Source organism: Gottfriedia sp. S16(2024) (assembly GCF_050473765.1).
Taxonomy (GTDB): Bacteria; Bacillota; Bacilli; order Bacillales; family Bacillaceae_G; genus Gottfriedia.
On record NZ_JBFLUO010000001.1, the window covers coordinates 426260 to 439889 of the forward strand.

The following is a 13630-nucleotide window of genomic DNA, read 5'->3' on the forward strand; positions in this document are numbered from 1 at the left end:
CTTTAACCTCCTTGTATAACAAGATGCTTTTTAGCTTTATACCATATAAGAGTAATAGGGATACATAAAATAATAATCCAAATTACTTGAAATAAAAGGCCTCTTAAAATTAATTCACCTTTTATGCCTTGAGCAAAAATCATACTAGGAATATAGCTGATTCCTTGAAATGGTAAGTACTTCATTACATCTTGTGCCCAAACCGGAAAGAACGTGATTGGAATCGTTAAACCTGAAAACAAATCAATAATGACACGTTTAGCTTGAATAAATCCCATATTATTTTGAAGGAAGAATGCCATTAACCCTGTTAATAAATTTAATTGTGTATTAATTGTAAAACTGAAAATCGAAGCAATTAAAAATAAACCTAAAGTTTTTAAATTAAATGAAACATCTAAACGAAAAATTAAAGCAACTATAATAAAGCCTGGAATTGAAAAGAAAAAGAATCTGAAAATCCCCTCACCTAACCCTTGCATCACTTTAGTAAGTAAATAGTTATAAGGTCTAATAAGTTCTATTGCTACTTTACCCTCTACGATTTCTTCAGCAATTTCACGGTCTAGATTATTAAAATAAAACGCCCTTGCCATCCAAGCAATCGCAACATAAGTAGTCATCTGGTTTACTGAAACACCTTGAATAGATCCTTGGTGACCATAGATTGCTTTCCATAAAAAGAAATAAGCACCTATATTAATCGTATAAATAACAATCCCAGTGTAATAATTGGTACGATACGCTAACATCATTAAAAAACGAATTCGAATGATTTCAATATACTTACTCATTACTAATACCTTCTTGGTAGATGTTTCGTATAATTTCTTCTGTAGAAATCTCTAACATCTTCATATCTTTAACAGGATTTGATTGAACTACTTTTGCGATAATCATAGAAATAAGTGTTTCATCATTCGGTAATGTAACACTCCAAATATTTTCGCCTTCTTCTTCCTTCCATTTGACATCAGTTCGTCCGATTAATTCGTTTAATGTATTATGATTGACAGGCTTAATAAACTGGAATTGAATTTCTTTCTCTTCGCCCCATTGACCCTTTAACTGTTCAAGTTTTCCATCATAAATGATTTTTCCTTCATCTAACATAACTACTCGATCACATAGTGCCTCAATATCAGAAATATCATGGGTTGTTAAAAGAATTGTTGTCCCATATTTTTGGTTTAACTCTTTTAAAAACTCGCGAATTTTTAATTTTACTAATACATCTAATCCAATTGTCGGCTCATCTAAAAATAATAAAGGTGGATTATGAATTAAAGCAGCTGCTAATTCACATCTCATTCTTTGACCTAAAGATAGCTTTCTTACAGGTTGGTCTAATAAAGGTTCGATATCCAAAGTCTTAATGATATAACCCATATGTTCTTCATATTGTTTATCTGGTATTTGATAAACTTTTTTTAGTAAGCGAAATGATTCTTGTACAGCAATATCCCACCATAATTGAGATCTTTGCCCAAATACAACACCAATTGATTTAACAAAACGCTCTCGATCTTTTTGAGGGTGGTATCCATTAACTGTTACATCACCAGAAGTAGGTGTTAGTATTCCCGTCAACATTTTAATTGTAGTCGACTTCCCTGCACCATTCTCCCCGATATAAGCCATCATTTCACCTTTTTTTACAGAAAAGTTTATATGATTAACGGCTGTTTTTGTTCTATAGTTTCTTGTAAACAAATCTCTAAATGCACCTTTTACACCAGAGCGACTCAAGAAAGTTTTAAATTCTTTGTGTAAGTTTTGAACTTCGATTATGTTTTCCATAAGACTTCCTCCATTTTTTATTCCGTCGCTTAGTGTATTTGAAATACGAACTAAGTACAATAAAAAAGTACTAAAACGTAGTTACCAATTTTTTCGGACTATTTTTGTGAAAAATATAGATTCTACAAAATGTTCAAATTTCTTTTTAACTTGTAAAGGCTTACATTTACCACGCGCTAAAATTTCGTGCTAGAATGTAATTTAACCACATAAATAATGTAAAGATGCCGGTTAAATTCTTTCATTTTTTTATCAATAATGGGAGGTACTCCATGAATAATCAAAAGTCAATTGAAATACATAATGAAGCTTTAGAACACATCGTTGGAGGCGTAAACAGTCCTTCAAGATCGTTTAAAGCAGTTGGTGGCGGAGCTCCTGTCACAATGAAGCGTGCAAAAGGCGCATATTTTTGGGATGTTGATGGCAATCAATATATAGATTATTTAGCAGCATACGGTCCTATTATAACTGGCCACGCTCACCCACATATTACAGCTGCAATTACAAATGCAGCAGAAAATGGGGTCCTTTACGGTGCTCCTCATGAACTTGAAGTACAATTTGCCAAAATGCTAAAAGAAGCGATTCCTAGTATGGATAAAGTCAGATTTACAAATTCAGGTACTGAGTCCGTAATGACAACTATTCGTGTAGCGAGAGCATACACTGGTCGTACTAAAATCGTTAAATTTGCTGGATGTTATCACGGTCATTCGGATTTAGTACTAGTTGCTGCAGGCTCTGGACCATCTACTCTTGGTACACCTGATTCTGCTGGTGTTCCACAAAGTATAGCTAATGAAGTTATTACAGTTCCATTTAATGACACCACAGCATATGCAGAAACAATGGAAAAATGGGGTCATGAAGTAGCTGGTGTACTTGTTGAGCCAATCGTCGGTAACTTCGGAATCGTTGAACCGAAAGAAGGATTCCTAGAAGCTGTAAATGAAATTACGCACAATCATGGTGCATTAGTCATTTATGATGAAGTAATAACTGCCTTCAGATTTATGTATGGTGGAGCTCAAAATTTATTAGGAATTGAACCAGACTTAACAGCTCTTGGAAAGATTATAGGCGGTGGATTACCGATCGGAGCTTATGGTGGTAAGAAAGAAATTATGGAAACTGTTGCCCCACTTGGTCCTGCATATCAAGCTGGTACTATGGCAGGTAATCCAGCATCAATTGCAGCTGGTATTGCATGTCTTGAAGTATTACAACAAGAAGGTGTCTATGAAGAATTAGATCGACTAGGTGCCATTCTTGAAAAAGGTATTCAAGAAAAAGCTGATGAGCATAACATCCATATAAAAATCAACCGCTTAAAAGGTGCATTAACAGTTTATTTCAATGTTGACGAAGTAACGAATTATGAAGAAGCAAAAGAATCCGATGGAGAAGTTTTCGGGAGATTCTTTAAACTTCTATTAGAAGAAGGTATTAATCTAGCACCATCAAAATATGAAGCTTGGTTCTTAACAACAGCTCATACTGAACAAGATGTTCACCAAACAATTAACGCTGTTGGAAACGCGTTCCTAAAATTATCTACGATTAAACTATGATATATCTGAGGTCACTACAACTTGAAGTGACCTCTATTCATACATAGTTAATTCTGAATAATCAATCTTTTTACCATAAAATAGGAGGTAGTTAAATGAAATTTCAAACAAAAACAGAATGGTCACCAGGTTTATTTAGAGATTATTACAATAACGAACATGATGCATGTGGAATCGTTGCCTTTATCAATCGTTCTATAACTCAAACAAGAGAAACGATCGATATTGCTGCTGAAAGTTTACGAAAGATGAATCATCGAGCGGGATTTACGAACGGTGAAGGTGATGGTGTAGGAATTCAGACTGACATCCCTACTCTACTCTGGCAAGAAAAACTTACATCTGTAGGAATTAGTCCAGAAGTTGTTACACACCCTTCTTTTACAGTTGGACATTTCTTTTTAGATGAAAAATCTGAAATACAAACTTTACTCCAAATTTTTGAAGATAATGGTTATGAAACCTTATATCATAGTTGTAATCAAACCTTTACTTCAGCACTTGGTCCAATCGCTCAAGCAGTAGAGCCTGAGTTTTTACAAGTAGCATTACTTCCAATTAAAAATCACCAAAGCACAACTTTATTTGATTTAACAAATATTATTAGCAAAAAAACAAATGTGACTGTTGTCTCTCTCAGCCAATCAACTTGCGTTTATAAAGTAATGGGAACAATCGATACTTTATTGTCATACTATTCTGATTTACAAGATTCTAATTTTCAATCATCCGTTGTAGTAGGTCATAATCGCTACTCAACAAACACATCTTCTTCGTTTTCAAGAGTTCAACCATTTAGCATGCTAGCACATAATGGAGAAATTAATACAATTGAACAATTAAGAATTGAAGCAAAACAAATTGGCGCAAATATTAAGCATGGAAATAGTGATTCACAAGATGTAAATATAACACTCGAAACACTTATTCATAAATATAACTACTCTTTGAAAGAAGCAATGGAATTATTATTCCCGCCTGTACCTGCAGAATATGAATCAGATCAAGAAGTAAACTCCATTTACAATACGATTCGAAGTACATTCGGTCCATATTGTCAAGGTCCTGCAGGTGTACTTACAAGGGAAGGAAATGAATTTGTTGCTAGTGTGGACGCCTTAGGATTACGACCTGTTTGGTTACTTGAAACAAATGATTATTATGTATTTTCATCTGAGCAAGGCATCCTTTCTCCAGAATTATTTATATCTGAGCCACATGCCCTTTCGCCCGGAGAAAAAATCGGTATTAATTTACTAAAAGACCGTGCTCAACTATTAACACACCGTGAATTATCACATTTCGTTACAACGAAACTAAACGAAAAATTAACGATGAATCTAGCAAATAAAGAAGCAAATTCAGCTGATTACGTTGAACACTCACCTCCTTCAATTCATCCGTTTGAATATGGAGCTTTTGGATGGCAAAAGGAACAAATCCAATTAGTTGAACAAATGGCAGAAAAAGGTGCAGAACCTATTCGTTCATTAGGGCATGACGCACCACTAGCATGTTTAGATGAAGCTAGAAAAAATCTTTCTGACTTTATGAAAGAAACAGTTGCCGTAGTAACGAACCCTGCAATCGATCGAGATCGTGAAACAGAGCATTTCTCTATTTCTGTCATATTAGGAAAAAGGCCATCTATTACAAAGAAAGATTCAGGTATTGTACTACAACTCCCTTCTCCGATATTAGGTGATGGTTTTGTAGGAAATACGCTAAAAGCTAGTCGTCAACAAATTTCGTATGAAGAAATTCTAAATCTATATCAATTAGAAAATAAACTTTATACAATTCAAAGTACATTTTCTAATTTACCTTTAGAAGAAACTTTGTCTCAATATAAATACGAAGCAATAGAAGCTGTAAAAAATGGTGCAGAATGTATTGTTATTACCGATGATGAAGCTCATAAAAATAATCAATACTGGATCGATCCGGCTCTTATTACAGCGATAATCCATAATGGACTTGTGAATGCTAGGTTAAGAAGAAACTGTTCGATTGTCTTGAAGACAGCTGCAGTCCGTAATCTTCACGATTTAATGGTAATGAAAGGTTTAGGAGCAGATGCAATTAATCCACATTTCCTTTTTGGAACAATTTCAGAATTGGAAGCTCCTGAAAAAATAGTAAAACTTTATGATGTTTTAAATAAAGGAATCGAAAAAGTTATTTCAACAATAGGTATGCATGAACTACGAGGTTATGCAAAAATGTTCAGTAGCATTGGATTACAAGAAGATATCTCTTCGTCTTTAGGTATAATTAATTTCTTCGGTGATCAAACAGTTTCTGGATTCAAATTGTTAGAGGCTGATTCGAAAAAACGTTCTGAAGATTACAACGCAAATAACGCAGTAATGCCAAAATCTTTCCATGTATTCCCTCGAATTTGGAAAGCTATTGGAGAAACAGCACAAACTGGTAGTTATGAAACATACCGTCAAAAATTAAATCAAATCGAAGAAGAAAGACCAACTACAGTACGTCATGCGCTTTCTTTAGTTGAGAGCAGTAAACCAGTTGATTCAAGACAGGTTTCATTAGAAATAGGTACTCACTCACTACCATTTATTATTAGTTCTATGTCATTTGGATCTCAAAATGAAGTTGCTTTCAGAGCATATGCTGAAGGCGCTAATCGACTAAATATGATTAGCTTAAATGGTGAAGGTGGAGAAATCCAAGATATGATTGGAAAATATCCAAACACTCGTGGGCAGCAAATCGCTTCGGGCCGATTCGGAGTTAATGCTAATTTACTTCACTCTTCTAACTTAATTGAAATTAAAATCGGTCAAGGTGCAAAACCTGGTGAAGGTGGTCATTTACCCGCTTCAAAAGTTACACAAAAAATTGCGGAAACGAGAAATGCAACACTTGGTTCTGATTTAATTTCACCTTCAAATAATCATGATATTTATTCGATTGAAGATTTAGCTCAAATGATTAGTGAAATTAAAGCTGTTAACCCTAAAGCAAAAGTTGCTGTAAAAGTCCCTGTTGTTCCTAATATCGGCACAATTGCTGTTGGTATTGCAAAAGCGGGTGCAAACTTTATAAATATTAGTGGTTTTGATGGTGGAACTGGAGCTGCCCGTGTTCATGCAATTCAAAATGTAGGCTTACCAGTTGAAATAGGTGTTCGTGCAGCTCATAATGCACTACTAGAATCTGGTTTACGTAACTCTGTCGAAATTTGGGCAGATGGCGGAATGAAAAGCGTAAATGATGTAGTAAAAATGATGATTTTAGGTGCAAACCGAATCGGATTTGGAACTTTATCAATGATTGCAATCGGTTGTACGACATGTCGTGGTTGTCATTTAGATACATGCCACGTTGGTATTGCAACACAAATCGAATCAGAAATAGAAGCAATGCATCACGGTTTACGAAAATTCACACCTAGACAACTTGAAACAGCTGTAACAAACTTAGTTCAATTCTTCACTGCATTCAAAGATGAATTACAAGTGATTGTCGGTTCATTAGGAGTAAAAAATGCTCAAGAGCTTGTTGGTAAAACTAAATTCCTAAAACAAACAAGATTTTTAGATACGCTAAGTTTAACTAATTTATTATCTACTAATAAAATTGAGGCTAAAGAATATGTACTTTCGAATGGAGAATCTGCTAAAGTACTTCAAAGTAATGACGTTGGAGTTTATGCAAAGGTTGACAATGAATATCGACATGCCGGCAGCTTATTAATCCATGACCTAGTAGTAAAAAAACAAACGCAAGGTGTAGCTTCCCCTGTCGAGATTAGCTTCGAGGACCAATCTATTCCTGGAAATGGCTTAGGAACTTATACAGTGGAAGATTATTCTGTATTCGTTCAAGGCGGAGCTCAAGATGGTGTAGCGAAAACTGCTTTTGGTGGAACGATTTTTATTAGTAAAGCTTTAGGTGCTAACGGTCAATACTTTGGTGGTTCGGTCGGAAAATGCTTTGCATATGGAGCACAAAAAGGACAATTCTTTATTCAAGGTAACGCTGATTCACGAGCAGGCATTCGTTTATCAGGAGCCGATGTAGTAATTGGTGGCCATAATCAATCTAGTCAACCTATAACACAGAAAACTCGTCTTGGTGCAAAAGCAAATATAAACGGATTTGCTTTTGAATATATGACTGGTGGTCGTGCAGTTGTTCTAGGAGATCCAGGTCCATGGATGTGTGCAGGTATGACTGGCGGAGTAATTTACGTTCGAAACTCATCTGAATTAGGTCTTACTAAAGATGCTTACCAAAATCGAATCGCAAAAGGTGCAAGTGTAAGTATTGTACCGGTCGATGAAACTGGTAAAAACGATCTAAATGAATTGTTAGTGAAATATATATCACTTTTAAATCAGTATAATCAACATGACGAAGCTGTATTTGTTCAAAGTTTATTAGACGATATTGAACAAAACTTCTTACAAATTAAACCTAAAAAAGAACAAGCGGATCCGTCTGTTTCAACTGAATGATTTTATAAAAAAGAAGCGAAAAATTTCGCTTCTTTTTTCACAGTTCTACCACCTTATTTAATAGTAAAGCCCTTTCATTTTTAAGTTCAAAATCTTTTAATTTAACTAATAATTTAATCTTTTTCCCCAGTCATATAATTAACAAAATTTCTTATAAATTTGTATTGATAATGCGTGTAGTTCATTGTATAGTTACAAGATGTTACATGAGAAAAAAATAAAAGTTACTTTTAATTGAAGAAATTTTGAAAAACACTCGATGTAATAAATAGTAGTTTAGTAGTAATATAGTTAAACGTTCATATTTCATTACAAGCTTTAAGCTAGACAAACAAAAAGGAGTAATACAATGAGATTAGGAGCGCGTGTTCTAAAAACTGGTATAGCTATTACGCTCGCCATTTATAGCGCGATGTTTTTTGATTTATCTACAGCTTCAATTGCAGGTATCTCTGCTATTTCGGCATTAAAATCATCAGTAAACCAATCATATAAATCGTTAATTGAACAACTTCAGGCTAACTTGATTGGTGCGATACTGGCAATTATCGCAGTGATTACTCTAGGGAATAATCCAGTAATTATCGGATTTACATGTATTCTAGTGATTATAATTACATTAAAACTAAAACTCGAAAATACAATTGCTACAACATTAGTTACTGTAGTCGTTATTATGGAGGTAAGTACAAGTACCGAACACTTTGCCATTTTTACTTTCGATCGTATTTTGGCAGTAACGATTGGTGTCTTAGCTGCATCATTTGTAAATATTTTCTTAATGCCTCCAAATTATGAAAAAAAATTATCTCGTGGCATGATTTCGATTACTGAACAAACAAATAAACTAATGATGATGGCTCTACACAAAACTGTTAGCCATAATGGTTTAAAAGATGAAATTTATCAATTAAAAGAAATCATGAGAAATGTTACGAAAATATATCGCTTATACAAAGAAGACCGAATCATTCTTGTTGGTCGTAAGAAAAAAGAGCATGAAAAAGCTCGTAAAATCGTATTGTTTAGACAAATGCTTGTCACAGCCGATAACGCATTTGATACGTTAAAAGCTTTAAACCGATTAGAATATGAAATTAACGCATCTCCGAAAGAATTCCAAGATTTAGTAAAAAATGAATTAACATGTTTAACTCAATTTCATGAACATGCTTTAATGAAATTAATCGGCAAAGTAAACTTTGATCAAACTGCTCCACTTCACAGAGAAGAAAATATAATAAAAGATAAATTAACAAAGGCATTCTTGGACCACCATGATATTAATGACGAAGAAAAACAAAAAACATGGTTACATTTATTCCAAGTAGTATCTGCCATTTTAGAATATAGCGAAAATGTTGAGCATTTAAATACACTCGTTGATAGCCATCAAACTTATCACAAAGAATACCAAGTTCAAGTTGAACAGGCTGAAACAATGTAAAAGCCTCCGAATTGCGGAGGCTTTTTGTTTTGAGTGTTTGTAAATGGGGTATCTCGACCGCATTCTTTATATGGTTGTTGCTTTTTTCAATCCTTGCCATAGATAATTAACCGATTTTTATCCATTTCCAGATCGATTTGAAAGTAATAAAAAAGCACAAAGAAACTAATTTCTTTGTGCTAATCTTTTATACCGAACTCGAACTAATCTCTAAATTTTGAATTTCAAACAAATGATAGTAAGCCTTTTTTTTAGCCATTAATTCCTCATGAGAACCAATTTCGACAATTTGACCTTGATCAATATAAACGATTTTATCTACATGTGTAATGGTAGATAATCTATGTGCAATAAATATTGTTGTACGGTTCATTGCTAGTTCATGAATCGCGTCTTGAATATACCTTTCATTTTCTAAATCAAGAGCTGAAGTAGCCTCGTCAAATATTAGAATAGAAGGATTTCTTAAAAATACACGGGCAATTGCTACACGTTGTTTTTGACCGCCAGAAAGCTTTACTCCTCTTTCCCCAACAAGCGTATCGTACCCATCTGGTAAACTCATGATAAAATCATGTGCATTTGCTGCTTTGGCAGCCGCAATAATTTCTTCTTCACTAGCGCTCGGATTCCCATAACGAATATTCGATTTTACAGTATCACTAAATAGAAAATTGTCTTGTAAAACAATACCGATTTTTTCACGCATGCTTTTCAAATCATAGTCCCTTATATCAACACCATCAATTTTAATAGACCCTTTTGTTACGTCATAAAAACGTGGTATTAAACTAACTAATGAAGACTTTCCTCCACCACTCGATCCAACTAATGCAATTTTTTGACCAGGCTCAATTTGGAACGTTACATCTTGAATGACCTCATCGTCAACATCATTATATTGAAACGATACTTGATTAAAGTGGATTTGACCATCTAACTTTTTGGCATTGATTGGATTATCGCGATTAACGATGTCATATTTTTCATCCATTAATTCAAAGACACGATCCATCGAAGCAAACGATTGAGTTAACGCCGTTGAAGAATTCGCTAATCTTCTAAGTGGATCATATAAACGATCAATATACCCAACGAATGCAACCATCTCACCAAGCGTTAAATGACCATGAATAACTTGATAAGCAGAAAAACCGATAATTAATAAAGGACCAATATCAGTTAATGTATTAATGATTGTAAATGTCCTTGCATTCCAGCCTGTATGTTTAAGAGCACGATCTAAAAACTCACCGTTTTTTTCTTTGAATAGTCCGCTTTCATAATCTTCCAATGCAAAACTTCGTGTTACTTGCATCCCTTGAATTCTTTCTGTTAAGAACCCTTGTAAAACAGCTAAAGCTTGAGATCTTTGACGAGTCAAGAAACGAAGTCGACCGAAAAAGTACTTTACTGCTAATGTATAAAACGGTAATACGATTAGTGATACAAGCGTTAACTTTACATCCATTGTTAACATGATTGTAACTGTAATTAAGATTGTAATTAAATCTAACCAAACATTCATTAACCCAGTAATAACAAAGTCTTTTGTCGATTCAACATCATTTATTACTCGTGAAATGACTTCACCCGTCTTAGCATTAGCATAATATCTTAAGCTAAGTTTTTGTAAATGTTTAAATAAATGATCCCTAATATCAAATAAAATTCGACTACCGATATATTGAGCATAATACTGTCTGAAATACTCTATAGGTGGTCTTACAATAACAAATATTCCAAATGCAATTAGCATGATATAGATAAGATGTGAACTTTTAGTTGCAATTGGTAATGATGAATTAATGATGTTATCTACTACATATTTTAATAAAAACGGTAATATCAATGGGATTCCAAATTTAATGATCCCGATCGCAATCGTTAAAAAAATATGAAATCGATATGGTTTAACAAATTTTAAATAACGTTTAATACTTCCCATATTTTCATCCTTTCATATCATTCAAAAAGAAACTGTTGAGCACAAGAATTTATCTTTTTGAGATGATTGATTCTCAAAAGACTAAGTCCGCTCAACAGTTTCGATTAATCACGATACATTAAGAATCGTTCATACCAATTATCAATAAAATCGGTAGCAAACGGCCCTTTTCGTTGATGAATTAATTCCTTTAAATAACCTAAGTTCTTTTTTAAGATTGGGTCAATAATAGGAGGATAATTCATTATTTGTCGATGATTCTCATATTCATCTTCATCTAACAGCACGTAAGTCATATCTGGAAAAACCTTAATATCTAGATCATAGTCAATATACTTAATGGCACCATCTTCATAGACGAATGGTGAGCTAATATTACAGTAATAATAAACTCCATCTTCTCTAATCATTCCAATGACATTAAACCAATAATCCATATCAAAGTAACAAATTGCTGGCTCTCGTGTAACCCATGTTCTACCGTCCGATTCAGTTACAAGCGTGCGATCATTTGCGCCAATTACTAACTGCTGCGTCCCTTTTAAAATGGTTGTCTCTTCCCATATACGATGAATATGTCCATTATGTTTGTAACTATGTATCTGTATTTTTTCTCCTGGTTTGGGAACGTTCATTGTTTCTCCCTTCTTTCTAGTGTGGACGCATTTCAACACTTTATTTATACTTTACACTTCTATTATAACTAGTTCTTATCCATTTTTAAACAAAAGGGAGATTAATTTGGTAAAATGCCCCATTGTTTTTTTTATTTTAATGCAATTTTTCTCTCATCTGAGAAAGATTTAATAATTTGCTGTGTTTGTATTAAAAAGGTGTCTTGGATAGCTTTTAATTCAGATCTCATTATATGTATCTCATCTTGGATAGAAGACAATTTTGATAAATCCTCTAATTCAAATAGTTGGTTTTCAATTTCTTGACAACGTTCAATTTCTTCTTGAATCTTTATTAACTGATCCATTGTTTCAAGCTGACGACTTACCAATTCATCGAATACTTGCATACCATTCACCATCCTTATTTCATTATTACACTATTTCTTGAAAACTAACATAATCCCTTTGACTACATTTGACGATATTTGACTATTGAGAAGAAATTAATAATTCTATGTGGATTTAAAATGTTGGATTTAAATTACTCTTTTCATGCTGTTGAAAAACATCCTTATCAATTAATTACCAAATTTTCGTAAAAGGAGTTTAATGAGGTTGATTTCCACTACAGGGTGCTCGCTTTCCATGGGGCGAGACCTAAGCCTCCTCGGCGAGCCTCCGGGGTCTCAGCCTTCCCACTTATCCCATAGGAGTCGAGCACCCCTTCGTTCCAATCAACTATTCATCATAAAAATGGTTACTCTAAAAACCTAATTTAATATCCTTTACTTAGAGTTTTATTACAACTTGTAAATCAGTTTAAAGGTGAATTAAGGTCGAACATCAACGTATTATAATTTTTTGAAATTGTTTTTCTAAATGCTCTTAAAAATTATAAAACCGCTCAAATATACTAACAATAAAAAAAATATTAGAGCATAAAAGAAGAATTATATTATCAATAAGATTCGCTTACTATACGTTTGACCATTTACCTTTTATTTTTCAACAATATGAAAAGAGCACCCTCAATATAAGGGTGCTCTTTTTGAACGTTCTTTATAACAACTAGACTGCATGATCTCTCATCAGACAGGAAGATGATTTTTAGAAAGTAAGACTTTACTTACGATCTCCTCATCAACAGCGCACTTCTAGTAATTCCTCTTTAAAGGATTATTGTTGGTTTTGTTGTCCAAAGTTTTTAGAAGCAGATTTTTGTGCAGATTGTGCATTTGCTTCTCTTACAGCTTGAACATCAGTTTCACTTGAAAACTCTTGTCCAAAACTTTGGTTTTGTTGTTTAACTTTTCCAATGTTAGTTCCAGATGCTGTTTTTCCAGCATTGAATTGATTGTTGTTGTTGTTCATGATTTATCACCTCCACAAATAATATGATGTCCATCATTCAGTTTATTATGTAAAAAAACTTTACTAATTTTTTTGTTTATTGAACCAGTTGAGTGGAAAACTATGAGAAGAAATTATAAGGAGGTTTATTTATGTACGTTGGCAGAGATCTTTCAGAATTATCAATGACTCCAAAAACTCAGTGGAAAGATAGTGAGTTGGAATACTATCATCATTCATTTCAGCAAATAACTGGTTATTTAAATATTGAAGGTAGCACAATGCAAAAAGAAATAATAAAAGAAATTGAATCACGCGGTGGTCTTCATAGAAATGAAGCAGACTGGACTAGTGGTACCCGCCCTACTATTGACTAAAGTGACTCTCAAATCACAAAAACCTCCAAA

Annotated in this window: 10 protein-coding genes; 4 read left to right on the top strand and 6 right to left on the bottom strand. The window is 33.6% G+C overall.

All coding sequences use genetic code 11. The features are described 5' to 3' along the window. Positions 1 to 2: 2 nt before the first annotated feature. Both AB1282_RS02300 and AB1282_RS02305 read right to left on the bottom strand, forming a co-directional pair. Positions 3 to 794 carry an ABC transporter permease gene (locus AB1282_RS02300; RefSeq protein WP_429898341.1) on the bottom strand — a complete coding sequence of 264 codons (792 nt, stop codon included), beginning with the start codon at positions 792 to 794 and terminating at the stop codon, positions 3 to 5. After that, positions 787 to 1800, bottom strand: coding sequence for an ABC transporter ATP-binding protein (locus tag AB1282_RS02305; protein ID WP_056468357.1), 1014 nt, complete (start codon positions 1798 to 1800; stop codon positions 787 to 789). Before AB1282_RS02305 ends, AB1282_RS02300 begins: the two co-directional genes overlap by 8 nt. Positions 1801 to 2072: 272 nt before the next feature. Here AB1282_RS02305 and AB1282_RS02310 point away from each other — a divergent pair, with 272 nt between their 5' ends. From AB1282_RS02310 to AB1282_RS02320, 3 genes are all read left to right on the top strand, one after another. Continuing rightward, entirely contained in the window at positions 2073 to 3374 is a 1302-nt protein-coding gene (locus AB1282_RS02310; protein WP_056468354.1) for a glutamate-1-semialdehyde 2,1-aminomutase, read from the top strand. Between the two features lie 95 nt (positions 3375 to 3469). Next, positions 3470 to 7861: a glutamate synthase-related protein gene (locus AB1282_RS02315; protein ID WP_429898342.1), complete on the top strand. Its 4392-nt coding sequence runs from the start codon at positions 3470 to 3472 to the stop codon at positions 7859 to 7861. 349 nt (positions 7862 to 8210) lie between these two features. After that, positions 8211 to 9308 (top strand): FUSC family protein, encoded by a 1098-nt coding sequence (locus AB1282_RS02320; protein ID WP_056468348.1) that lies wholly within the window; start codon positions 8211 to 8213, stop codon positions 9306 to 9308. A 187-nt stretch (positions 9309 to 9495) separates the two neighbouring features. Here the strand turns inward: AB1282_RS02320 and AB1282_RS02325 are convergent, their stop codons facing one another. From AB1282_RS02325 to AB1282_RS02340, 4 genes are all read right to left on the bottom strand, one after another. Beyond that, a complete protein-coding gene (locus tag AB1282_RS02325; protein ID WP_429898343.1) occupies positions 9496 to 11256 on the bottom strand; it encodes an ABC transporter ATP-binding protein in 1761 nt (586 codons plus the stop codon). Positions 11257 to 11360: 104 nt separating this feature from the next. Further along, positions 11361 to 11891, bottom strand: coding sequence for a nucleoside tri-diphosphate phosphatase (gene ntdP, locus AB1282_RS02330; RefSeq protein WP_025671837.1), 531 nt, complete (start codon positions 11889 to 11891; stop codon positions 11361 to 11363). 131 nt (positions 11892 to 12022) lie between these two features. Continuing rightward, positions 12023 to 12280, bottom strand: a complete 258-nt coding sequence (locus AB1282_RS02335; RefSeq protein ID WP_025671838.1) for a YgaB family protein — start codon at positions 12278 to 12280, stop codon at positions 12023 to 12025. A 769-nt stretch (positions 12281 to 13049) separates the two neighbouring features. Continuing rightward, positions 13050 to 13244, bottom strand: a complete 195-nt coding sequence (locus tag AB1282_RS02340) for a gamma-type small acid-soluble spore protein (protein ID WP_056468344.1) — start codon at positions 13242 to 13244, stop codon at positions 13050 to 13052. Positions 13245 to 13375: 131 nt separating this feature from the next. Here AB1282_RS02340 and AB1282_RS02345 point away from each other — a divergent pair, with 131 nt between their 5' ends. Next, on the top strand, positions 13376 to 13600 hold the full coding sequence (locus AB1282_RS02345; RefSeq protein ID WP_056468341.1) for a hypothetical protein: 225 nt from the start codon (positions 13376 to 13378) through the stop codon (positions 13598 to 13600). Positions 13601 to 13630 lie beyond the last annotated feature (30 nt).